This window comes from Dermatophilaceae bacterium Sec6.4, from assembly GCA_039636865.1.
GTDB lineage: Bacteria > Actinomycetota > Actinomycetes > Actinomycetales > Dermatophilaceae > Allobranchiibius.
Window position 1 is genome coordinate 2,039,146 of sequence record CP144172.1, and the last position, 24,566, is coordinate 2,063,711.

19 protein-coding genes are annotated in these 24,566 nt (G+C 63.0%); 11 read left to right on the plus strand and 8 right to left on the minus strand.

Translation table 11 applies throughout. The features are described from left to right. Positions 1 to 36: 36 nt before the first annotated feature. A complete protein-coding gene (locus V3G39_09840; protein ID XAS74968.1) occupies positions 37 to 1,086 on the minus strand; it encodes a D-2-hydroxyacid dehydrogenase in 1,050 nt (349 codons plus the stop codon). A gap of 91 nt (positions 1,087 to 1,177) precedes the next feature. After that, positions 1,178 to 1,420 carry a PRC-barrel domain-containing protein gene (locus tag V3G39_09845; GenBank protein XAS74969.1) on the minus strand — a complete coding sequence of 81 codons (243 nt, stop codon included), beginning with the start codon at positions 1,418 to 1,420 and terminating at the stop codon, positions 1,178 to 1,180. 593 nt (positions 1,421 to 2,013) lie between these two features. Between V3G39_09845 and V3G39_09850 the strand changes: the two genes are divergently transcribed. Genes V3G39_09850 through V3G39_09870 form a run of 5 tightly spaced genes read left to right on the plus strand, consistent with a single transcriptional unit; the run spans position 2,014 to position 5,784 of the window. Continuing rightward, positions 2,014 to 2,253 carry a cation transporter gene (locus V3G39_09850; GenBank protein XAS74970.1) on the plus strand — a complete coding sequence of 80 codons (240 nt, stop codon included), beginning with the start codon at positions 2,014 to 2,016 and terminating at the stop codon, positions 2,251 to 2,253. A 35-nt stretch (positions 2,254 to 2,288) separates the two neighbouring features. Next, positions 2,289 to 4,232: a cation-translocating P-type ATPase gene (locus tag V3G39_09855; GenBank protein ID XAS74971.1), complete on the plus strand. Its 1,944-nt coding sequence runs from the start codon at positions 2,289 to 2,291 to the stop codon at positions 4,230 to 4,232. After that, a complete protein-coding gene (locus V3G39_09860; protein XAS74972.1) occupies positions 4,229 to 4,693 on the plus strand; it encodes a cupin domain-containing protein in 465 nt (154 codons plus the stop codon). Before V3G39_09855 ends, V3G39_09860 begins: the two co-directional genes overlap by 4 nt. Beyond that, positions 4,690 to 5,478: a hypothetical protein gene (locus V3G39_09865; GenBank protein ID XAS74973.1), complete on the plus strand. Its 789-nt coding sequence runs from the start codon at positions 4,690 to 4,692 to the stop codon at positions 5,476 to 5,478. Before V3G39_09860 ends, V3G39_09865 begins: the two co-directional genes overlap by 4 nt. Positions 5,479 to 5,484: 6 nt before the next feature. Further along, positions 5,485 to 5,784 (plus strand): WhiB family transcriptional regulator, encoded by a 300-nt coding sequence (locus V3G39_09870; protein ID XAS74974.1) that lies wholly within the window; start codon positions 5,485 to 5,487, stop codon positions 5,782 to 5,784. On the opposite strand, the gene narI is transcribed toward V3G39_09870, so the two are convergent. The 6 genes from narI to V3G39_09900 form a co-directional block, all read right to left on the minus strand. Beyond that, entirely contained in the window at positions 5,734 to 6,480 is a 747-nt protein-coding gene (narI, locus tag V3G39_09875) for a respiratory nitrate reductase subunit gamma (GenBank protein ID XAS74975.1), read from the minus strand. The genes V3G39_09870 and narI overlap by 51 nt on opposite strands. Then, positions 6,477 to 7,133 carry a nitrate reductase molybdenum cofactor assembly chaperone gene (gene narJ, locus V3G39_09880; GenBank protein XAS74976.1) on the minus strand — a complete coding sequence of 219 codons (657 nt, stop codon included), beginning with the start codon at positions 7,131 to 7,133 and terminating at the stop codon, positions 6,477 to 6,479. The genes narI and narJ overlap by 4 nt, the downstream gene beginning before the upstream one ends. Further along, complete coding sequence (gene narH / locus V3G39_09885) at positions 7,130 to 8,797, minus strand: nitrate reductase subunit beta (protein ID XAS74977.1); 1,668 nt, start codon at positions 8,795 to 8,797, stop codon at positions 7,130 to 7,132. Before narH ends, narJ begins: the two co-directional genes overlap by 4 nt. Further along, complete coding sequence (locus tag V3G39_09890; GenBank protein ID XAS74978.1) at positions 8,797 to 12,504, minus strand: nitrate reductase subunit alpha; 3,708 nt, start codon at positions 12,502 to 12,504, stop codon at positions 8,797 to 8,799. The genes narH and V3G39_09890 overlap by 1 nt, the downstream gene beginning before the upstream one ends. Before the next feature lie 285 nt (positions 12,505 to 12,789). Next, complete coding sequence (locus V3G39_09895) at positions 12,790 to 15,594, minus strand: aconitate hydratase (protein ID XAS74979.1); 2,805 nt, start codon at positions 15,592 to 15,594, stop codon at positions 12,790 to 12,792. 821 nt (positions 15,595 to 16,415) lie between these two features. After that, entirely contained in the window at positions 16,416 to 16,892 is a 477-nt protein-coding gene (locus V3G39_09900) for a VOC family protein (protein ID XAS74980.1), read from the minus strand. Positions 16,893 to 17,075: 183 nt separating this feature from the next. On the opposite strand from V3G39_09900, the gene V3G39_09905 reads away from it, so the two are divergent. From V3G39_09905 to V3G39_09930, 6 genes are all read left to right on the plus strand, one after another. Continuing rightward, positions 17,076 to 17,582: a CBS domain-containing protein gene (locus V3G39_09905; protein ID XAS74981.1), complete on the plus strand. Its 507-nt coding sequence runs from the start codon at positions 17,076 to 17,078 to the stop codon at positions 17,580 to 17,582. 57 nt (positions 17,583 to 17,639) lie between these two features. Then, positions 17,640 to 18,746 (plus strand): pyruvate dehydrogenase (acetyl-transferring) E1 component subunit alpha, encoded by a 1,107-nt coding sequence (gene pdhA / locus V3G39_09910; GenBank protein XAS74982.1) that lies wholly within the window; start codon positions 17,640 to 17,642, stop codon positions 18,744 to 18,746. Further along, complete coding sequence (locus V3G39_09915) at positions 18,743 to 19,735, plus strand: alpha-ketoacid dehydrogenase subunit beta (protein XAS74983.1); 993 nt, start codon at positions 18,743 to 18,745, stop codon at positions 19,733 to 19,735. The genes pdhA and V3G39_09915 overlap by 4 nt, the downstream gene beginning before the upstream one ends. Positions 19,736 to 19,745: 10 nt before the next feature. Beyond that, on the plus strand, positions 19,746 to 21,035 hold the full coding sequence (locus tag V3G39_09920; protein ID XAS74984.1) for a dihydrolipoamide acetyltransferase family protein: 1,290 nt from the start codon (positions 19,746 to 19,748) through the stop codon (positions 21,033 to 21,035). 853 nt (positions 21,036 to 21,888) lie between these two features. Further along, positions 21,889 to 22,554: an isochorismatase family cysteine hydrolase gene (locus V3G39_09925; protein XAS74985.1), complete on the plus strand. Its 666-nt coding sequence runs from the start codon at positions 21,889 to 21,891 to the stop codon at positions 22,552 to 22,554. Between the two features lie 1,111 nt (positions 22,555 to 23,665). Beyond that, entirely contained in the window at positions 23,666 to 24,433 is a 768-nt protein-coding gene (locus V3G39_09930; protein XAS74986.1) for an IclR family transcriptional regulator, read from the plus strand. The last annotated feature ends 133 nt before the right edge of the window (positions 24,434 to 24,566 follow it).

Below are 24,566 nucleotides of genomic sequence, written 5' to 3' on the forward strand. Positions count from 1 at the left end.
AGGGTGTGTCGCTGTGCTCCAAGCTAGTGGGTCAGATCAGTAGAGCAGGGTGGGATGCACTCGATCGAGCAGCTCGTTTCCGGCGAGGTAACGACGTAGATTCTCGGCGAACAGGTCAACGATCCGCTCGTTCTCTCGCACTGAGAGCCCGGCAGTGTGCGGGCTGAGCAGCACGTTGGGCAGGGTCCACAGCGGGCTGTCGTCCGGCAGTGGTTCGGTGGCGAAAACGTCCAGTGCCGCACCGGCCAACTTCCCTTGCTGCAGGGCTTGGACCAGCGCCGCCTCGTCGATAACGCCGCCACGACCGATGTTGACGAGCACGGCTCCCGAATGCATCCGGGCAATCGCCTTCGCATCGATCATTCCGCGTGTCTCGTCGGTCAGCGGCAGAGTGAGGACGACGCCATGCGACACCGGCAACAGATCCCCCAAAAATCGCGACGTGCGGGCCAGGTCCACGTCCGGTGAATCCGTCCGACCAGTGCGATTTACAGCGATGACCCGCATGCCGAACGCCTTGGCCAACCGCGCTACCTGCGCCCCTACCGCCCCGAAACCGACGATCAGCACGGTGCCGCCGGCCAGCTCGGGCACCGGGTAGTGATCCCACCGTTTCGCCTGTTGATCTTGTAGGAGGCGCGGTATGCCCTTGGTGAACGAAAGCAGCCCGAACATCGCGAACTCGGCCAGCGGGACGGCGTGCACCCCAGCGCGGGTGATCAGCACCCGCTCCTGCTCTTCGACGCTCAAGCCGGCGGCTCGCACTTGCTCGCCGGCGCCGCCCGCCGTCGCCTGGACCCACCGCAGCCGCCCGCTGTTTCGCACCGCATCCGTCAGGCCCTGCGGCGAGTCGCCGGGGATACCGAAGAGAACATCGGCCTCAGCGAGCATCGCGCTCCAACGGCCTTCCTGCTGGCGGGTGCGGTCAAATGACGCGATGCCGCGGTGATCACAGATGAACCGTGGTGCCGGGAGCAGATGCGGGTCGTAGCGCACCTGTAGCCGGTCATCGACCGCTGAGATACGCGCGACCAGATCAGCCTCGAGTGGCGTAGCAATCACGACAACTGGACGGGTACCCGGCATCGTCAACTCGTTTCTTGATCGGCGTGGGGATTTCTCGGCAGCGATCTGGTGCGGTCACTCGATTGATCGATGCAGACGTGGTCCGCGCTGATCATGGTGATGGTTCGATGGGTAGCAGCGTTCTAGATGTGCCCATGCCGAGGAATCCAGAGTGCTCGACCACCACGAAACGGACTTTCTGCTCTCGGTCGTCGACCAGTAGATCGGTGACCCTCCCAATTTCAGCGTGGTCCTTCTCTTGCACCATGCGACCGGGGACGGCGCCGACTATGCCGTCGATCGTCCTGCCCCGGCGACCCAGCGAGTGGAAGGTCGCAATCTCGTCGTCGGTCATGGGGGTCATCTCCTGGAAGGTGGTCTCGTCAGCTATCGACGGTTTGCGGCCGTCACAGCATCAGGTAGTGCGCCGGGTGCACCTGGTGGTGAGTGACGGCTCGTCGCGGCGGCCGTGGGGCAGACCGCGAGATCCAGGCTGGCTGCGAAGCAGCTGCTTTTCACCGTACGCGCGCGGGCGGAGCAAGTACACAGCGCGCGTTCGATGGCTGGACCGCTCGCTGGGTGTAGCGTCGAAGTGCTGAGTGATTCAGCCATTTCGGGAAGGGTGCGGCCGTCCGCCGTTGCACCGCAGGAGCAATCGCTTCGGGTCCCTCACAACGGTTCGATGACCGTCTCGTAGGTTCCCATGATTCAGTGCCAGTCGTTTCGACGTGTTCGCCGATTGCCCCGACCATCGCCAAGCTCACGGGTCGACATCAGCATTCAACGGTGCCCGCGAGTGGCATCCCATCAAGCACTGCTGACCGAGCCACGTCAATGGATGATCCATCGCGGCGATGTTCCTGGCTCAGACGCGGTGCAGGGGTAGACCAGGCGATTCGTGTCCCAAGACTGGGTCATTTCCATCCCACCAGCACCCGAGAGGTTTTCATGAGCACCACTGATGTCTCCACCGTTCACACCATTTTGCGAGCAGAGGGCTTTTCGTGTCCTTCCTGCGTATCGAAGATCGAGAAGAAGGTCAGCCGAGTCACGGGCGTCACCGCGGTGAAGGTGGGCTACGCGTCGGCTCGGATAGAGATCGACCATGACCCAGAGGTCGTAAGCGTCGAAGAGCTTGTGGCAGTGGTGGCCAAGGCCGGCTACAAGTCCGTACCCGCCGCGTACTGACGCCCGCGCGATCCGAAAGGAATGGTGCAGATCTGATGTTCGTTCGATTGCGTAGTACAGCGCAGAACGCGTGGTTCACCACCACGGCCGCAGGGCTGGGCATCATCGCGGCCCTTGTCGCCCAGCATGTTCTCAGCCTGGTCACGACAGGTCGGGCCCTGATGGTGGCCGCGGCTCTGATCGGCGGAACACCCATCGCTGTCCGCGCGGGCCGGTTCCTGTTGGACCGCACCGTCGGGATCGAACTTCTCGTCGCGGTCGCGTTCATCGGGGCTATCATCATCGGCCAGTTCTGGGAAGCCGCCGCGGTGACCTTCCTGTTTGCGCTCGGTGGCGCATTGGAGACGGCGACCCTGGCCCGGACCCGGCGGGCGCTGGGGGAGCTGCTGGACATGGCGCCCTCGGTCGCGGTGGTCCTGCGCGGGGGTCAGCAGGTGGAGGTCCCCGTCACCCAGGTCGTCGTGGGTGAGGCGGTCGTGGTCAAGAACGGCGCCAAGGTCCCAGTCGACGGCGAGGTGTGCGAGGGGCACGCAGCGCTGGACGAGTCAACGATCACCGGCGAGTCGATGCCGGTGGAGAAGGGACCGGGAGCGAGGGTCTTCGCCGGCACAGTGAGCATGGGTGGCCTCATCACAGTCCAAGCCGTCGGGATCGGCGCAGACACCACCCTGGCTCGGGTGATCCACCGCGTGGAGGACGCCCAGGACGAGAAGGCACCCACCGAACAGTTCATCGACCGGTTCTCGCGCTGGTACACCCCTGGCATCATCGCGTTGGCACTGATCATGGGTCTGGTCACCCGCGACGTCGTGCTCGCGTTGACGTTGCTGGTGATCGGATGCCCCGGGGCCCTGGTCATCTCCATCCCGGTGTCCATCGTCGCCGGTATCGGGCGCGCGGCGCGCACCGGAATTCTGATCAAGGGTGGGGAATACCTAGAGACCACGGCCAAGATCACCGCCGTGGCCCTGGACAAGACCGGCACCCTGACGGTGGGCCGCCCCCGGCTGACTGACCTGGTTGTCACGGGCGCTCACAGCAAGGACGAGCTCCTTCACTGGGCGGCGGTGGCCGAGATTGGCTCAGAACACCCGTTGGCTGCCTCCGTGCTCGACGCGGCACGCGAGGCCGGCTCGCCCACCCCGCAACTTCCTGTACGAGTCGTCTCCCACCCGGGGAAGGGCATCGAAGCCCACACCGACAGTCACCGGGTGCTGGTCGGGACGCTGGCCCTGCTGGCGGACTTCGACGTCGACCCTGGGTCACGCGCCACCGAGGTGCTCGCCGATCTCGCTGAAGGTGGGCGCACCCCCATGGTGGTGGCGCTTGACTGCGTGACTCTCGGGGTGATTGCCGTCGCTGACCAGCTGCGCCCCGACGCCGCTGCCATGGTTACCGCGCTACACCGCAACGGGGTTGACCGGATCGTGATGTTGACCGGCGACGATGCACGGGTAGCCCGCGCAGTGGGCGGGGCCACCGGCATCGACGACATTCGCGCCGGCCTGCTACCGGAGGCCAAGCTCGATGCAGTACGTGCGCTGCAGGACGAGGGGTATGTCGTCGCGATGGTCGGCGACGGGGTCAACGACTCTCCCGCGCTGGCCACCGCGGACGTCGGGGTCGCTATGGGGGCCGCGGGCAGCGACGTCGCCATGGAAACTGCTGACCTGGCCCTGATGAGCGACAACATGCTGCACCTGCCCGATGCGATCCGGTTGGCCCGCCTGACGGTGCGCAACATGCGCCAGAACCTGGTCATCGCTCTGGTCACTGTTGCCCTGCTGCTCGCCGGTGTTCTCGCCGGCGGGGTCACGATGGCCATCGGAATGTTCGTCCATGAGGCCTCTGTGCTGGTCGTCATCCTGAACGCTATGCGGCTGCTGCGCGTCCCCAGGGCAGATCACGAAACCCCGCCCGATTCCCGCATTCACCGCGACAGCCAACCGCAGTCCCTCACCACAGGAGGAAGAGCATGAGCAACGCCGACAGCTACACCATCAGCGACAACATCAAACACTTCACTATCGCGGCAGTTGCTGCCGACAATCACGACTTTCGTCGTGTGTTGTGGACTGGCGAACACGCCCAGATCGTCGTCATGACGATTCCGCCCGGCGGGCAGATCGGGAACGAGGTCCATCCGCACACCGACCAGGTGCTTACCTTCGTCAGCGGCACTGGCGAGGCAGACCTGGCTGGCGAAACCCATCAGATTGACCAGGGCGACCAGTGCTGTGTGCCGGCCGGCACCGAGCACAACTTTCGCAACACCGGTCAGCAACCACTGGTGCTTTACACGATCTACAGCCCGCCCGAGCACAGCGTTGACGCCGTACACCCCACCAAGGCTGACGCTGACGATGCCGAGGAGACGGGCGGGGAGCCCAGCCGACGACCCGCACCCAAGCTCCACAACACGAGGACAGCGCTCTCATGACCGACACCACAGTCCGAACGGTGGTCTACGGCGATTTCACCTGCTGGAGATGTGCCCTGGCCAACCGGCGGGCTGACCTGCTACGCGGCTCGGGGTACACCGTCGAATGGCGAGCGGTCGAGAATGAGCATGGACTGCCGGTCCGCGGGCGACGCCGCACTGCGCACGAATCGGAACGGGTGCTGGCGGTGCGTAGTGAGTTCAGCCCGCAGCTACGGGCAGGAGAGATATTGCCGCAGGGTTTGCCCGACCTGGTGCCGAAGACCACCGCTGCGGTCTCCGCATACGCCGAAGCAGTGGTCGCAAACGTGGCGGATCAGGTGCGGGGGCTGCTATTTGCCTCCTACTGGAGGGACGGGACCGATATCGGCGACCCGGAGATCCTGCGCACCCTGCTGGCGGCCGAATTCATGAGCAGTGACGCCACCAGCGATCCCATCGCCAGGTTCGGGTACGCCGTCGCGATGACCCGGGAACCCATCACCACTGCAGCGTGGCGACTCATCCGTGAATGGCGCGACGGCTGGGCGCAGTTGCAGCGTGCGCAACTACCCCTCGTCGTCGATTCGTCAGGAACGTACTGCGGCGACGCAGCCCTTCAACGGCTCGCAGAACTCCTGAAGGCGACCCACCCGGCGGTCGACGGCGAGCATCCTCGCGTTGTTTCCACCATGCAGGACTGGGAACCGCTGACGGCCGTAGACCCACCAGAAGCATGGACCTCCCAGGTAGGCGACCCATGGCGGCGCGCAGGAATCATCCGGCGAGCCGGGCTGCGACGCTGACACCCCGTGGACTGGCGCGATCAAGCAGCCTGCCGCGACGAGGACCCCGAACTGTTCTTTCCCATCGGCACCACCGGGCCAGCCGTGCAGCAGGTCGAGGACGCCAAGGCCGTGTGCCGTCGATGCCCAGTGATCGGTCCCTGCCTGGAGTTCGCGATGGAGACTGGTCAGGACGAGGGGATCTGGGGTGCAACCACCAAAGATGAACGACGTGCGCTCAAGAGGCAGCGCGCGGGCTCATCGGGTCAGTCTCTGTCATCGACGGCGCGGGATGGTGTCGACCTTGTCCCAGCCGCGCCGACGTGAGCGGGAGCCTTCATGATCATCACGGCTGCGGTACAGGATGTAGGGCCGGAAGAGGTAGCTCAATGGGGCGGTAAAGACATGCACCAGGCGGGTGAAGGGCCACACGGCGAACAACGAGATGGCCAGGATGCCGTGAAGTTGGAAGCTCAGCGGTGCGCCGACCATCAGTGCGGGGTGCGGGTCGAAGTAGAAGATGCTGCGGAACCAGATGGAGACGCCTTCGCGATAGTTGTATTCCCCGAAGGCGCCTGAGCCAGTGTTGATCAGACCCGTCAGGATCACGGCGGCGAGCATGAGATACATCAACTTGTCCATCTTGGTCGTTGCTCCCAGCACGGCCTTGGTGAACCGGCGCCGATAGAGCAGCCCGATAAATCCCACGATGGTGAAGATGCCGGCCACCGCACCTACGGAGACCGCCATGAAGTGATACATGCCGTTGGAGATGCCGACGGCATCGGTCCAGCTCTTCGGGATGCCCAGACCCATTACATGACCGAGAAACACGGCCAAGATGCCGAAATGGAACATCGGGTTGGCCCACCGCAGAATGCGGTCTTCATACATCTGACTTGAGCGTGAGGTCCACCCGAACTTGTCGTAGCGGTATCGCCCGATGTGGCCCAGGACGAAGATGGTCAGGCAGATGTAGGGGAAGATCAGCCACAGAAACGTGTCCAGTGTGCTGTTCATCATCCGCCCCCGGGCATCGGCGCCAGGTCCGGCATTCCGTAGGGGTTGAGCCCAACTTGTTCATCTTCGGGTCCTTCGGCGATCAACCGTTCTACGGCTTCGTGATCTTTGCCCTTCAACGCCGGCAGGGTTGCGCAGACTGATTCCAGCGCTCCCTTCCACGGTGAGCCGATCTCGACGAGGTGCAGGCGCAGCAGTTCCAGGCCCGCACGGTTGTCCAGAATGATTTTGAGGCCGGCCTGTTGATCGGTTGTAGCAGCGAACTCCAGCACGACGCACAGGTGGTCAGGGAGTTGATCTTCGGTCAGGACGAGCCCGGCTTTGGTGTAAACCTGTTTGATCCGTAGCAGGGCCAGACCTCGCTTGCGCGTTTCGCCGTTGGAGAAATAGGTCAGGAAGAGGCAACCGCGGCGGCGGGTGTCGAAGGTGTCGACATAGTCGCTGCGCGAATCCCACAGTGACTGGCGTCGAAGGTGGTCGATCGTTGACTGCAGGCCTGCGCCGAGTTCGGCCGGCAGGGAGGCTGCGACCTCGCTGAGAAGATCGAGGCGTTCGAAGAGTCGCGCGCCGGGGTAATCCATCAAGAGGGAGGCGGATTGCCAGGCGCGGGCCAACTGGTCCGCCGAATACTTCAGAGCGGGAACGCGCGGTGTCATAGCTGGTCTCCGGATTGGCTCGGCGATCCGGACGCCGTTTCGGAGGTGGGGAAAAGCCCATTGGGGGTGCCCTGCCCGTTCCAGTTGAGCAGATTGATCCGCACCCCTTCGGGTCGTCCGTGACCGTCAGATGTGCTCGCGGTGGGGCTTCCCGTGGCGGGGTCGGTGCCGAACGATCCACCCATCGAGCCGTCCATGCCGCCCATGCCGGGCCCGCCGTCGACGTTCAGTGAGCACTCGGTCGCAACATTCTCCAGCTTGTGGGCATCTTCGTAATGTGCTGGTGGGATGACATAGCGCTCTTCGTATTTAGCGATCGCGAGTAGCCGGTACATGTCTTTGATTTCTTGCCCGGTCATACCCACGGATGCTGGGATGGACTCGTTCGTCTCCCAGCCCATGTTGATGTCGCGCATGTAGGAACGCATCGCGGCCAGTTTGCGCAGCACCTTGTCGACCGGCGCAGTGTCGCCAGCGGTGAAGAGTCCCGCAAGGTATTCGATCGGGATCCTGAGACGGTCGATCGCGTTGAACAGATTGTCCTTACGCTCCCCGTCCTCGCCGGTCTCGCTGACGGCGTCTACGACCGGTGACAGCGGCGGGATGTACCAGACCATCGGCATGGTGCGATATTCCGGATGCAGCGGCAGAGCGACCTTGTACTCGTTGATCAGCGCCCAGATCGGTGAGCGTTGGGCGGCCGTGATCCAGTCTTCGGGGATGCCTGCGAGTCGTGCCTCGCGGATCACCTCTGGGTCTTTGGGGTCCAGGAACACATCTCGCTGCGCTTCGTAGAGACCGTGCTCCTCAGGGGTGGTCGCAGCCTGCATGACACGGTCCTGGTCGTAGAACATCAACCCGAGGTACCGCAACCGTCCCACGCAGGTTTCGGAGCAGATCGTGGGCTGGCCGACCTCGATACGCGGATAGCAGAAGGTGCACTTCTCGACTTTGCCGGTTTTGTGATTGAAGTACATCTTCTTGTACGGGCATCCGCTGACGCACTGTCGCCAACCGCGGCAGCGGTCCTGGTCGACCAGGACGATGCCGTCTTCTTCGCGTTTGTAGATGGCCCCCGTGGGGCACGCGGCTACACATGCCGGGTTCAGGCAATGTTCACAAATCCGCGGCAGGTAGAACATGAATGCCTGCTCATACTCGAACTTGACCTTGTCGCCGATCTTTCCGACTATCGGGTCTTTGTGGCCGTGCTCGACCGAGCCGGCGAGGTCGTCGTCCCAGTTCGAGGACCATTTGATTTTGGTGTTCTGGCCGGTCAAGAGCGATTTAGGACGCGCTACCGGCATGTGTTCCTGAGCCGGGGCCGTTGTGAGGTTTTCGTAGTCGTAGGTCCATGGCTCGTAGTAGTCGTTGATGCCGGGAAGGTTCGGGTTCGCGAAGATGGTGGCGAGGTTCTTCAAGCGACCACCAGCTTTGAGCTTCAGTTTTCCGCGCTTGTTGAGCGTCCATCCACCTTTCCATTTTTCCTGGTTTTCATAGGTTTTCGGGTAACCCTGCCCAGGTCGTGTCTCCACATTGTTGAACCAGACATGTTCGGATCCGGACTTGTTGGTCCACACCTGCTTGCAGGTGACCGAACAGGTATGGCAACCGATGCACTTGTCCAGGTTCATCACCATGGCCATCTGAGCCATGACCTTCATCAGTACCTCACCTCCTGGTCACGGCGCCGGATGACAGTTACTTCATCGCGTTGATTACCGGTCGGGCCCATGTAGTTGAAGGCATACGTCTGTTGGGCATAACCACCGATCATGTGGGTGGGTTTGATCATCAGCCGGGTCAGCGAGTTGTGGTTGCCTCCGCGCTGGCCGGTTGTTTCAGAGATCGGCATGTCGATGAGGCGGTCTTGTGCGTGGTACATGTAGACCGTCCCCTCGGGCATCCGGTGGGAGATGATCGCGCGGGCATTGACCACCCCGTTGCGGTTGGTCGCTTCGATCCACTCGTTGTCCTTCACGCCGATCTTGTCCGCATCCTGCGGGCTCATCCAGATGCCGGGTCCGCCGCGAAAAAGGGACAGCATGAACAGGTTGTCCTGGTACTCCGAGTGGATCGACCACTTGTTGTGTGGCGTGAGGTAGCGCACGGAGATGCCGTTGCTGGGCGTGGCGCCGATGGCGGGTTCATCGAAGAGCGCTGTCATGTCCAGTGGTGGGCGGAACGTCGGCAACCCCTCACCGAGCTCGGTCATCCAGTCGTGATCGAGGTAAAAGTGTTGCCGCCCGGTCAGCGTGTGCCACGGTTTGAGTCGCTCCACATTGATCGTGAAGGGCGAATATCTGCGCCCGCCGCTTTCCGAACCTGACCATTCGGGTGAGGTGATCACTGGAACGGGACCGTGCTGGGTATCAGCGAAGGTGATGCGTTTGCCTTCGTGCTCCGAGGCCAGATCGTGCAACGGCCGACCGGTGCGTTTTTCCAGCGTCTTGAACCCTTGAGTGGCCAGATGCCCGTTTGTGGTTCCAGACAGCGCCAGGATCATCTCGCAAGCCTGGATATCGCGGAGGATATCGGGCCGCCCGTCAGCCGGGCCACCTCGCACGACGCCGTTCTTCGCCTTGAGTTCAGCTATCTCGCGCCCTAACTCGAAGGTGACGCCCTTGGTGGTGGCACCCAACGTGTCCATCAGTGGACCAACGGCGCGCATCATGTCGCCAATGGCCGTGTAGTCGCGCTCGACTTCGACGATCTTAGGCATCGTCACGCCGGGGATCGGCTCACAGTCGCCGTACTTCCAATCGCGCACCCGCCCGTGGGGCGAGGCCATCGCGTCAGGGGTATCGTGCGTCAGCGGTACGGCGACCACGTCTGTCTGTTTTCCGAGATGCCGCACGGCCAATTGGCTGAAAACCTGGGAGATCTGCTGCCATGCATCCCAATCGGTGCGCGATTCCCAGGGCGGCGAAATCGCCGGATTGAACGAGTTGACGAACGGATGCATATCGGTCGTGGACAAGTCATATTTCTCGTACCACGTCGCAGCCGGCAGCACGATGTCTGACAGCAACGTCGAGGTCGTCATCCGGAAATCGAGCGTCGTCAGCAGATCGAGTTTGCCGATCGGTGCCTCGTCATGCCACTTGACTTCTTTGGGGCGGAACCGTTCGGCGGTCTCGGTGGCACTGACGGTGTGAGAGGTCCCGAGTAGATGATTGTAGAAATACTCATTGCCCTTGGCCGATGAACCAAACAGGTTGGTCCGCCACAGTGACAGCACCCGGGGAAAATTCTCCGGCGCGTCGGGGTCTTCGGCGGCAAAGTTCAGTCGCCCGGCCTTCAATTCCTCGACCACATACTCCTTGGTCGTCTTACCTTCTTGGAGGGCCTGGGGGGCAATCAGCAGTGGGTTACGGTCGAAGGTCGGATAGGAGGGCATCCAACCCAGACGGGCCGACTGGGCGATCACGTCAGCGGTCGTCTTACCGGCCAACTGACCCTTCCCGGTCTGGGCTGTGAGCGTGTCAGCGCCGAACTGGTCATACCGGAATTGGTCAGTGTGCAAGTACCAGTAAGCGGTCTGCACCATATTCCGAGGTGGTCGAAGCCAGTCCAGACCGTTGGCCAACTGGTTGTAACCGGTGAGTGGGCGAACTTTCTCTTGACCGACATAGTGGGCCCAGCCGCCACCGTTGACGCCTTGACAGCCGGTGATGGTGGTCATCATCAGAAAGGTGCGGTAGATGGTGTCTGAATGGAACCAGTGATTTGTGCCGGCACCCATCAGGATCATCGACCGGCCCTTGGAGTCCTCGGCGTTCTGCGCGAATTCGCGCCCGATGCGTTCAGCCTGCTCCGCGGTGACGCCGGTGATATTTGCCTGCCAGGCCGGAGTGTAGGGAGACTCCGCGTCGTCGTAACCGCTGGGCCAGACCCCCGGTAGGCCGGGACGGCCGACGCCATATTGCGCCAACATCAGGTCGAATACCGTGGTGACTAGTCGTCCGGCCACCCGGCGTGCTGGCACACCGCGGCGGATGACTCCCACGTTTCCCTGACCGCCAGCATCGAAACGGGGCATGTCAACGGGAACGCACTCATCGGCGTCGTCGATCAGTGAAAGTTTGGGATCGATGTCGCCGAGGTCGAGGTTCCATTTGCCCTCCCCGGTTTGGCCATACCGGTGGCCCAGGGTGCCCGGGGGTATGACCAGTTGGTTGGTGCGTGAGTCGATCAACACCGTTTTGAAGTCGGCGTTCTCCTGCTCGGTCTCTACTTCGACGGTGAGGTCGGATGCGGTCAAGAATTTGCCTGCAGTGAAGGTGGTGTCACCGGCCGCATCGACTGCTTCGTCCAGAGTGACCAGGAACGGTAGGTCGGTGTACTTCTTGACGTAGTCGGTGAAGTAAGGGGTTTGCCGATCGACATAGAACTCCTTGAGGATTACATGACCCATCGCCATCGCAAGCGCGCCGTCGGTGCCCGGCTCGGCAGGTAACCATTCGTCGGCGAACTTGGTGGCGTCGGCGAAGTCGGGGGAGACGACAATGACCTTCTGGCCTCGGTAACGGGCCTCGATCATCCAGTGCGCATCTGGTGTACGGGTCACTGGAACGTTGGTGCCCCAGATCATCAGATAGCTGGCATCCCACCAGTCACCGGATTCGGGTACATCGGTCTGGTCGCCGAATACCTGTGGAGAAGCAACGGGCATATCGGCATACCAGTCGTAGAAGCTCAGCATCGACCCACCGATCAGGTTCACGAACCTCGCCCCAGAAGCGTGCGAAACCATGGACATGGCCGGGATGGGTGAGAATCCTGCAACCCGATCTGGCCCCCACTTGCGGATCGTGTGCACGTGGGCGGCAGCAACGATCTCGATGGCTTCATCCCAGGAGGCGCGCACAAGACCACCCTTGCCGCGGGCGCGTTTGTACCGGGTTGACCGCTCCGGATCTTCGGTGATGTCTGCCCACGCCAGGACCGGGTCCTTCAGACGTTCCTTCGCCTCTTGATACATCTCAAGTAGGACAGCACGGATGTAGGGGTAGCGGGTGCGGGTCGGGGAGTAGGTATACCACGAGAACGAGGCACCCCTGGGGCAGCCCCGTGGCTCATATTCGGGCTTGTCGGGCCCGGTTGTCGGGTAGTCGACGGCTTGGGTCTCCCACGTGATGATGCCGTCCTTGACGTAGACGTTCCATGAGCAGGAGCCGGTGCAGTTCACTCCGTGCGTCGATCGCACGATCTTGTCGTGGCTCCAACGATCGCGGTAGAACGAGTCCCCTGTCCGTCCACCCACCTTCAGGAGGGTGCGCCCGTCGGCAGAGACGGGCTGATTCTTAGTGAAGAAGTGCCGGGTCTTGATGAGAGCATCGGTCAGCGGACTGTTCATTGTGTCGCCCATAAAAACCTCGGTGCGCCAGTGATGAAATGGAAGTTAAGGCAGGTCGACATCGAGTTCGGCCGCCCTGGGCGGAAATCTAGGCCGGTTTCCGTTAGGACAGCACGCTAGCAGGAGTGACGTGGTCGAGCCGGAATTTTTTTATTTTAAGTGTTGGCGCAGTCCTGTACCCGAGGTCACCACACAATGCACGAGCAGAATGTCCCAATACATAAAGGGCAGCCGTAGATAAACCCTGCTCGCTCTACACGTGAAGGGCTCGGTAAGGGCGCGAGAATTAGCTGGCCTTCACCTTTCGCCGTCGAGGAGATTACGAAGTACGTATTGCAGAATTCCTCCATGTTGGAAATATGCAGCCTCCGCTGGCGTGTCGATGCGCACGATGGCGGAAAACTCCCGCACCTGCGCACCGTCTCGGAGGCGAACCGTGACCTTGTCGGGAACACCTTGGGCGTCTGCCATCCCGGTTATCGAATAAAACTCCCGTCCGGTCAGGCCGAGGCTTTGCGCCGACTCGCCGGCCTCGAACTGCAGCGGCAAAACGCCCATGCCGATCAGGTTGGAACGGTGAATCCGCTCGAACGACGTCGCGAGTACGGCTTTGACTCCAAGTAGTAGCGTGCCCTTGGCCGCCCAGTCGCGCGAAGAACCCGAGCCGTAGTCCGCGCCGGCGATCACGATCAGCGGCACGCGGTCAGCCGCGTACGACATCGCAGCGTCAAAGATCGTTGTCTGCTGCCCATCGGCAGGATGACGCGTGAAGCCGCCTTCTACTCCGGGGACGAGTTGGTTGCGCAGCCGGATATTGGCGAAGGTTCCGCGGATCATGACTTCGTGATTTCCACGCCGGGAACCATAGGAATTGAAATCAGCGGGAGCAACACCCTGCTCCATCAGATAGCGGCCCGCCGGCGAGTCCTTCTTGATGGCGCCGGCCGGCGAGATGTGGTCGGTGGTCACCGAGTCGCCCAGCAGCACCAGGACACGAGCGTCGACGATGTCTTCAAGGGGTGCGGGCGCTGCGGGCATGCCGTCGAAGAATGGCGGTGAGCGAACGTAGGTCGAGGTGCCCTGCCAGGCGAACCTGTCGCCTGAGGGAACATCAAGACTGTTCCAATTCTCATCGCCGGCGAAGACGTCGCTGTAACCCTTGGTGAACATCTCTGCCTGTACGAACGCATCGACCACCTCGGATACCTCACCGGTGGTCGGCCAGATGTCACGCAGATAGACCGGCGTGCCGTCCGGGTCCTGCCCGAGCGGATCAGTGGTGAGATTGACATGCATGCTGCCCGCAAGGGCATACGCGACAACCAGTGGCGGCGACATGAGGAAATTCATCTTCACCTCGGCGTGGATTCGGCCCTCGAAGTTTCGGTTGCCGGACAGGACCGAACTGACATTGAGGTCGTTCTCGTTGACGGCGGCGCTGACCTGTGGGATGAGCGGCCCGGAGTTGCCGATGCACGTCGTGCACCCGTAGCCCACCAGGTTGAAACCGAGCTCTTCGAGGTAGGGGGTCAGACCTGACTTGTTGTAGTAGTCGGTGACGACTCGCGACCCGGGCGCCAGCGAGGTCTTCACCCACGGTTTGCTTCGCAGTCCTCGCTCGACGGCCTTCTTGGCAACCAGGCCCGCAGCGATCATCACCGACGGATTCGATGTGTTGGTGCACGAGGTGATCGCCGCGATCACTACTGAACCGTTGTCGATCGTGGCCTGGCTACCGTCCTCGAAAGTGACCGGTGTTGGCCGGGAGGGCCATTGCTGCCCAGCATCGGTGGAGCACGCCGGGCTCGGGAGGTCGATCGTGTGGTCCGCGCTGATCGAGACCGGATCGCTTGCTGGGAACGACTCCGCGGATGCTTCGTCCAGACCGGTAGGCCCTGGCCTTGTCGGTGAGCCTGGCAGGTCCGCTAACAGGCACTCCACCTGCCGGGGTACCGATTTCAGCGCGATGCGATCCTGTGGCCGGGCTGGCCCCGCGATCGACGGCTCAACAGTGCTCAGATCCAGTTCCACGCTCTGGGAGTAGGTTGCCTCGCGCGCAGGGTCATGCCAGAGTCCCTGTTCTTTCGCGTAGGCCTGTACGAGCGCGATCTGCTGTGAGGTGCGTCCGGTGAGGCGCAGGTAGTCCAGGGTGACCTGGTCGATCGGGAAGATCGCACACGTCGAGCCGTACTCAGGGCTCATATTGCCCAACGTGGCTCGGTTGGCCAGTGGAACGTTGGCCACGCCCGGCCCGTAGAACTCCACGAACTTTCCGACCACCCCGGTCTGGCGCAGCACCTGCGCAACCGTAAGCACCAGGTCGGTGGCCGTAGCACCCTCAGGAAGTTCGCCGGTCAGCTTGAACCCGAGCACCGGCGGGATCAGCATGCTCATCGGTTGACCGAGCATTGCGGCCTCCGCCTCGATGCCGCCCACGCCCCAACCGAGGACTCCCAGACCATTGACCATCGGCGTGTGCGAGTCGGTGCCCACGAGCGTGTCCGGATAAGCCATCGTGCTGCCTTCGGACTCTCGGGTGAAGACCACGCGGGCCAGGTATTCCAGGTTGACCTGGTGGCAGATTCCGGTGTCCGGAGGTACTACCAGGAAATCATCGAATGACTGCTGGGACCACCGAAGCAACTGGTAGCGCTCCTGGTTGCGTTCGAACTCCAGGGCCGCGTTGCGCCCGAAGGCGTCCGATCGCCCGAACACGTCGGCGATCACGGAATGGTCGATGACCAGCTCAACCGGCACCAGTGGATTGATTTTCTGCGGGTCCCCGCCGAACGACGTCATCGCATCGCGCATCGCCACGAGGTCAACCGCACACGGCACACCCGTGAAGTCCTGCAGCAGTACGCGCGCCGGTGTGAACTGGACTTCGCTGCCGTGTTCTGCCGCTGGGTCCCACGCTGCGAGCGCGCGTACCTGATCAGCGGTGACCAGGACACCGTCCTCGTTGCGTAGCAAATTCTCCAGCAAAACCTTGAGGCTGTAAGGCAGTCGTTCCGAACCAGCTATTCGATCGAGTCGATAGATGGTGTAGGACATGTCGCCTACCGTCAGTTGGCTCCGTGCATCGAAACTGTTCGCGTGCATAACGACTTCCTTACATTGGGGCTGAGCAGCTTATTCGGTAAAAGCACTGTGGATCACCAGTAGTACGTCCCGCCCATTCGTGGCTCGAAGCCGATCATCGAGGGCGCAAGCCTGAAGTGGGCATTGTTTTTCCCGTGGTGCGACACAGTATTGATCGATTGATGGCAGGAGAAGCGCGCGATTCTACCGGTTCGCATGATTGATCGCTCTGCGCCATCGAATATCGTCTCCGTGAATTAGGTAATACTCTGAGTATTCGCTGCCCTATTTGATGCTTGTTCGTCGCGTCGGCTTGATCAGGCATCGGGTCGATTGCGGGTCGTCCGACGTAGTCCATCTCGGCCGGTCTTGCCGCCGATCAGCAGGAACACGGGAGTGCCCACGGCGTAGCTCAGCTCGGCTCACTGTGCGCTGGATTCTTGCTGCAGCGCCAGGACGCGCGTGCAGGACGTCCCGCCGGTGATGCCTGACCATGAGCGAAAACTCCTCGCGACGGCGATAAGGCAGACCGCGAGTTTCAGGCTGGCTGCGAAGCAACTACCCGTCAACCTACGCCAATCGCCAACGTGCGTACAGAACAGCAGGCCGAAGATGAGACATGGTCACCAGGAGGGGCCAATCGACACCGGTAGGCGGCGCCGTTGATCGAGTCGCAGGGCATTTCTCCGCCATCACAGGATGATGGTGAACCGAGCCCGCGCAGGGGTCGGTGCTGGTAGGTGTGTCAGGAGATATTGATCCCCGCGGTCATCGTTCGAAGCAGTCCCGGCGCGTGGCACCGCCGGTCCATCGTGACCGGGCCGGCCGCTACAGCGCGAGCATCACTGCGATCCGGACCACCACATCTCCAGTTGGATATTGTCCGGGTCCCGGAACACCAGCGCGGTTCCAGATCCTGAGGGTGCATCCGTCACGGGGGAGTGCTGCACCCCACGGTCAGCGAAGTGAGCCTGCCACGAATCCAGATCGACTCGTTGCGCGACAGTGAACCCGATGTGATCCAGCCCTGGGCGGCGCTCATCGAATCGGTCAGCGGTAGGTCGCGCGTGTTGATTCAAACCGATGATCAGCCCGCTGTTCTCGTGTCGAAGGACGACCATGATGCGGTCTTCGAACTCTGCACGGGTAACTCGGTGCAGTCCCAGGACCTGGCAATACCAGGTGGCACTGGCTTCCACATCGGACACTGACAAATCAACGTGTGACGTACTCATGAACTCCGGCATGGTGGCCTTCCCGACGTTGTTGGCGATGCGCGACCACCCGGCCGCGCGGCAGCCGTTCGTACAGCGTGTCACGGCCGGCACTATGTCGTTCGACTACTTTCCTGCGGGAGGGGAGGTGGGCCGGCGAGATGTCCGGTGCAAGGGATGTCTGAGACCGCCCATCTGTTACGAACGACGCGCGGCTGCGGCCGCACCCGCAGCGCTTCAGGTCGTTCTTACGACACCGGAGGTGAGAACGGAATAGTCTGAACGGTCATGGGCCAATCACAGTCCTACACCGCAGAGCCGGCTGCCGCGACAGCCGGCGAGATCATGTCGGCCCCGGTATATACCGTGTCGCCGGACGACACGGTTGGACATGTCGCGAATCTGATGCGATCCAAAGGAATCAGCGGGGTTCCGGTCGTTGATGCTGCCGGGGTACTGCTCGGGCTGGTCAGTGAATTCGACCTGCTGGCCAAGATCGGGTCCGTCGCCGCCGATGTGATGACGACGAACGTCATCAGCGTCAGTACTGGTACACCTATCGCTGATGTGCGGCACCTGCTCGTGGATCGGCGCATCCGCCGGGTGCCTGTCGTCGTCCACGGTGAGCTGGTGGGGGTCGTCAGCCGCGGTGACGTCGTGGCCCTGCTCGCTACCGAGTGGGTGTGTCAGGTCTGCGGCGAGGCAGTCCGCGCAGACCACTCACCGCAGGCCTGCCCGCGCTGCCATGCGGGAGGCGACCGCTTCACCCTGGAGGAGCAGTCTCCCGGTTTTTGAACCAGCAGCTCGCAACGCGCAGCGAGGCCACGTCGGAGTACGGACAGGAGAGAGGCCATGGCTGGTAGCACCGGTAGCCCCGCGACGGGCATTCAGGAGGCGGGGGGCGACGTCGCTGCGGAGACGCTGAAGGACTACTACCGCCAGATGGTCCTGATCCGCTCGTTTGAATTGCGGGCGAGTGAGATGTATCAACGAGCCAAGATCGGCGGCTACTGCCACCTCAATCTTGGCGAGGAAGCGACGGTAGTTGGGCTGATGGCGGCGCTGCGCCGCAGCGACTACCTTTTCACCACATATCGCGACCATGGATATGCCCTGTCGCGGGGCCTGGAGCCGGGACGGGTCATGGCCGAGCTGTTCGGCAAGGTGACCGGCGTCTCGGGCGGACGCGGTGGGTCGATGCACTTGTTCGACCAGAAGGCTCGGATGCTGGGTGGTTACGGAATCGTCGGCGGGCAGATTCCGCCCGCGACCGGTGCCGCGCTGGCGCTGACGTACCGGGGCGAGCCCGGTCCGGATGCCGAAGCCGTGATGTGCCTGATGGGCGATGGCACCACGAATATCGGCGCGTTCCACGAGTCCCTGAACCTGGCGGCACTGTGGCGCCTGCCGATCGTCTACGTCATCATCAACAACCGGCTCGGCATGGGCACCCCTGTGGAGAAGGCCGCGGCCGAACCCGAGCTCTACAAGCGTGGTTGCTCCTACCGGATGCCAGGGGTGCGGGTAGATGGTGACGACGTCGTGGCCGTGCGCGAGGCGGCCGCTGCGGCGCTGGACCAGGCCCGGACGCAGCGCCAGCCGAGCCTGGTCGAGGCGATGAGCTACCGGCTTCGCGGTCACTCTGTCGTTGATCCCGCGAAGTACCGGTCGAAGGAGGACACCCAGCAGGCGCGCGAACTGGACCCGGTGCCGGCCTTGCGGGCTCAGCTCATCGGGTCCGGGGTCCTGGATGACGACGCTGCGACTGCGATCGAAGCCGACGCGGAGGAGCGGGTCGCCGCTGCAGTCGCGTTCGCCGATGTGAGCCCCGATCCCGAGGTGGCCGACCTGTTCGTTCACGCCTACGCCACGCCGGTGGCGGGCACCCCGCACCAGCTACCCGGCGACCCGGTGATCTGCGTCCCGAGTGACGCGTCGGACGACGGGGAGCGGTCATGAGCGAGATGACGTATCGCGAGGCACTGCGCTCCACCTTGCGTGCCGAGTTGGTCCGCGATGACTCGGTGGTTCTGCTCGGTGAGGAGATCGGCATTTTCGAGGGCTCGTACAAGATCACCGCCGGTCTCCTCGCGGAATTCGGTCCGACGCGAGTGAGGGACACCCCGATCGCCGAGGAGGGATTCATCGGCGTCGGGATCGGCATGGCCATGCTCGGCATGCGACCGGTGGTCGAGGTCATGACGATCAACTTCACGTTGCTCGCGATCGACCAGATCGTCAACCATGCCGCCAAGATGCACGCGATGTTCGGTGGTCAGGTGTCGGTGCCGATGGTCATCCGAACCCCCGGTGGCGGCGGTCAGCAGCTGGGCGCTACGCACTCGCAGAACCTGGAGGTCTGGTACGCCCATATCCCTGGTCTCAAGGTCGTGGCTCCGTCGAGCCCCGCCGATGCCAAGGCGCTGCTCACTGCATCGATTCGGGACGACGACCCGGTCCTGTTCCTGGAGAATCTCGCGCTGTACAACACCAAGGGCGAGGTGCCGGACGGTGAGCAGGTCGGCGAGATCGGCAAAGCCGCCGTAGCCAAGATCGGCACCGACATCACCGTCATCAGTTACTCGCGCGCCACCCTCATCGCGCTCCAAGTGGCCCGCCAGTTCCAGGAGCAGGGCGTCTCAGTCGAGGTCATCGATCTGCGCAGCTTGCGACCACTCGACCGGGAAACGGTGTGCGCATCAGTGCGCAAGACCAGTCGCGCCGTCGTGCTCGAAGACGACTGGCTCAGCTACGGCATCGGAGCCGAACTCGCGGCCACGATCCAAGAGGGAGCCTTCGACTACCTCGATGCCCCTGTGCGTCGGGTAGCCGCAGCAGAGATCCCGCTGCCCTACGCCAAACCACTGGAAAACGCAGCCCTGCCCGATGCCAAGGACCTGACCAAAGTGATCAACGAGGTCCTCGACGCCACCCGGTTCACCCGCTAGGAAGCCAGCCATGCCAGACGTCATCATGCCCCGCCTCTCCGACACGATGACCGAGGGGATCCTTTCCAGCTGGCTCAAAAACGAAGGCGACGAGGTCCACCGGGGTGATGTCCTCGCCGAGATCGAAACCGACAAGGCCACGATGGAACTGGAGGCCTACGAGGACGGGATCCTCACCAAGATCGTCGTCCAGGAGGGCGCCACCGTGCCCATCGGTGAGGTGATCGCGACGATTGGCGAACCAGGCGACTCGGTCGGGTCCGCTGCAGCTGAGCCACCTGAGAAGTTCGACGCCGCAGCGCCGGATGTCGCTGGGCACGGGCCTGACTCCTCAACCCCGGTCGCGCCCAGCGACGTCCGGGTGCGGGCGACGCCGCTGGTGCGTTCCCTTGCCCGCGAGCAGGGGATCGACCTGTCCACGGTCCACGGCTCCGGGCCCGGCGGGCGGATCATTCGGGCCGACCTCGCGGACCTGGACACCACAAGCGCCGTGGCCCAGCCGACGTTACCGGCCCCAAAGCATCCTTCAGCCCTGGTGGATAAGTCAGCCCCGGTGGATAAGCCAGCCTCGGCTGCTCAGCAGACCCCCGCAGCGGCGGTCCTGCCAGCGGGAAAGGACGACGAAAAGATCCCCCTCACCGCGATCCGGCGGATCACTGCCGAGCGCCTCACACAGAGTGCGGCCGCACCGCACTTCCACCTCACCGTCGTCGTCGACGTCGCCCCGTTGCTGCGTTTCCGCGCCGAGGTCAACACGCAACTTGCCGCAGACGGCGTCAAGATCACCATTACCGACCTGCTCATCCGGGCGTGCGCCGTGGTCCTGCGGGCGCATCCGGAGGTGAACGCCGCGTGGGGCGGGGATCACATCGTGCGCCGTGGGCACGTCAACATCGGGATCGCCGTGGCCATCGACGATGGTCTGATAGTCCCGGTCGTTCGCGACGCCGACCGCAAGACTGCCCGCGAGATCGGGGTTGAAGCTCGCGAGCTCGCAGGCCGTGCTCGTGCTGGCCGACTCACCCCCGATGAATTCTCGGGTGGCACCTTCACAATCAGCAACCTCGGCATGTTCGGGATCAGTGAGTTCACCGCGGTCATCAATCCGCCAGAGGCGGCGATCCTCGCGGTTGGTTCGTCCGTCGAGACCCCTGTTGTGAGGGACGGGCAGGTGACGGTGACAACGACCATGCGGCTGACCCTGACCGTCGACCATCGCGTCATCGATGGAGCGACCGGGGCACAGTTTCTGCGGGACATGGTCCGAGTCATCGAAGAGCCGCTGCGGATCGTTGTCTGAGGACTTCGAGTACGCAGCAGCCGTGGGGTGTCTGGCCGGGAACGCAGTCGCGAAGTCGGCAAGCCAAGGCAACCAGCCGTGACGGCATCTGAATGTCAGCAGCCCGATTGGCCATGTGAATGGGTTCTGACGCTCACCAGAATGAGCCGTCCGCCTATCGAACGACCGATGGGCTGAGCCGCCCGCGAGTGCCTGTCGTGGCGGGCTTTGGGCTAGCCGGCAGGCACTCAGAGGCGATTCAAACTCTCACGGGGGAGGGGAGCTCAACCTCGATCCACCGGTGAGCTGAGCGGTGCGAGCACGTCGTGAAGTGAGAATGCCCTTGCGTGCTAAGAAAATCGGACGTCCGCAGGGTCCGGATTTCACCACATCACGAAGGGCATCTCGTATCGGGCGCCGAGCTGGTCCCGGTCCTTGCACTGGCCCGATCTGCTGGGCTGCACCAGTTGGCCGGGCGCCACCTGACAGTGCCGACCGATACGGGCGCGAACGCGGGGTTGAAGGTCGCCTCATTGGTCACCTTGATGCGGTCGCCTCCCGGTTCTTGACCGGGCCGGCGCCTCGGGTCCCCGTGATCGGGGTACGGCTATTCCGGGGTCCGCAGACTGAACGCGCTCCAAAACACGTGACCAGCTGCCCACCAGCCACGCGAAGAAGCCGCTCCTGCACGCATATTCAGCGTTCGTGGTGCATTACTGGAATACCCGCCATAACGTCCTCACCGACGGCCCCCACTACATGTTGACCCCGCTCTGATAGCTGTAAACCCGTGACTCAGTCCCCGAAAAGCAGGATCGGCGAACAACGTGTAATCATCGAACGGTGACCGCCGACGACCAAGGAGGCCGCGACAATGCCTACATCTACTACCGGGCATGACCCGCACACGACCCCCCAGCTCGACCGATCCGCGTTGATCGTCATTGACACCCAGGTCGACTTCTGCGACGGTGGAGCCAGTCCGATCCCCGGCACTACCGACGTGCTGCCCGCGATCGGCCAACTCCTCGCGGCATACCGCATCGCGAAGCGGCCCATCATCCACGTAGTCCGCCTCTACGACGGTGACGACGTCGATCTTGCCCGCCGCACTGCGATTGCGTCCGGCGCACCGATAGTGCGACCCCACTCCACCGGCTCTCAAATCGCACCGACACTGCTGGAGAACGACACCCCTCTGGATCCCGCCGCCCTGCTCGCCGGGCACCCCCAGCAACTCGGCGAGCGGGAATGGGTCATGTGGAAACCCCGATGGAACGCCTTCCACCGCACCCCCCTCGAGCACCACCTCCGCACCGAAGGCGTCACCACCGTCGTCCTGACCGGATGCAACTACCCCAACTGCCCCCGCGCCACCCTCTACGGAGCCAGCGAACGCGACTTCCGGGTCCTACTCATCAACGACGCCATTTCCGGGGTAAATCCTCACCACCTCGAAGAAGCCGCCTACCTCGGCGTCGGCCACGCCGCGGCCTCGGAGGCCGCTGCCGCGCTCACTGCGACTCTCAAAGCCAGATAGAACGGACGACACCCGTGGAGCACACACCATCACCGGTAGTGGAGGGCGAGTGCTATCGGTCGTTGGAACACCACAACGGCCTCGTGGTCATCGGCAGACGCGCCCCTCGGCTACCGAAGCGTCGTCCGCGCCGCGCCGTCAGCGCCAGTAGGGTCCCTGAGGATCAGAACACCGCTGCAACGGCGCTCATGACGATCGCCAGGACCACATCGTCATGCTGACACCGATCCACGTCGGCGGCGATGGTTGAAGGTCGCCGATCTGACCTCGACCGTCGGTAATCCGATGGTGAGCTCAATTGGTCGTTGCGACACCCGTTTTGTGTGTGAGGTGTTATGCCGTGTGGTCCAAGAAGGAATTGATTGATAATGAGGCCCGACTGAGCGAGGCCGGCTGCTGGCCATAAACTTTCTGCGCGATGCCTGGCGCGGGGTCAGGGGAGTAGCGGGTCGCATTGCGGCGAATTCTTCGGACTCTCGATCCTGAGCATCCTGGTTCCTGCATCAGCGAGCACTGGCCCACCCCAGCGGGCCACCAGTGGTCGCGCGATGCGACCACCTCTAGTGGCTCTTTACAATCGAGGGTGTCGTTGAGGTCTGAATCCTCCGCTCTCGAGTAGGGATTTGGCGATGGTCGAGATCACCCTGGAGCACGCCACCGCTGTGTATCGGGCATCCAGCCGGATCACGTCGTCGAGTGCCAGGAACTCGCAACCCGCGCTGAGGACGCGCCCACCGCTCGGTGTCGATGCTGTACCCAATACACGCATAACGTCTCCGTCGGCAGCCTGCTTCACGTTGTTAGCACCGCCCCTCTGCGCAGACTTTCCGGCACTACGTACGTCCGTGGGTGCGGCATTGCGGACATCGCGATGCCTTCGTGGTCGGGGACAGCGAACAACAGAGGATTGCTGGTCGGCAATGCCAACCCCGCGCACCGCACACCATTGACCTCGCATTCTGGTCCGCTACGATTCGCGCGAAGCGCAATCATCCTGGCTAATGAGTGGCTAACCAGCGGCGAGCCGGTCGTTTCGGGCATAGGTCGTGGTCGTTCAGGGGATTCTGACCGGGCGGCAGCAGTGTCCATGGTGAAGAGAAGGGGCAACTGCGTGGCGCGCAGCAGTGAGACGGGTGGAGTCCAGTCCGTCAGTCGTGCTTTCATCATTCTGGAAAGCCTGGCTGATTCCGGTGGATTCGCGACCATTTCGCAGCTGGCCGCCACGACCCGGATTCCGCTGGCCACTATCCACCGACTGCTGCAAACTCTGGTGGACGAGGGATACATTCGCCAGGAGCCCTCCCATCGTTACGCACTTGGCTCCCGACTGATCCGAATGGGAGACGCTGCCCGACGGGCCCACAGTGTCTGGGCGCAACCGAGGTTGCAGGACCTGGTGGCCGAGATCGGTGAGACCGCCAATCTCGCCAGTCTCGAGGGAGATGCCGTGGTCTACGTTGCGCAGGCGCCGTCCCCGTACGCGGTTCGTATGTTCACCGAAGTGGGTCGGCGTGTCTCTGCTCATTCCACCGGTGTCGGCAAGGTGCTGTTGGCGCGGCTCGACGACGACGACGTACGCCGACTCGTGCAACGCACCGGCATGCCGGCCAGCACTGAGCACACCATCACAACCACGGCAGGGTTGATCCAGGAGCTGGACCGGATTCGGCAACTGGGCTACGGGGTGGATGAGGACGAGCACGAACTGGGTGTGCGTTGTGTCGCGGTCGCGCTACAGGACGCGCCGGGCAACGTCGCCATCTCGGTGTCCGGACCGTCAGGGCGGCTGACGAGAGAGCGCGTCGCGCAGATCGTTCCAGCCCTTCAACTCGTCGCCGCAGAGCTGGGCAACGAACTGCGCCACGACAGGCCGGCCTGATTGCCGCACTGCGCCGGTAGTGCATGCGCGCTCTTCACCAGGCTCAACTCCAGCGCTGATCCGGTAGTTCTACAGCTCGTACAACTGTGTCCGAAATGGGACTTCAGGCCATTGACGTGACCTACATCACGAC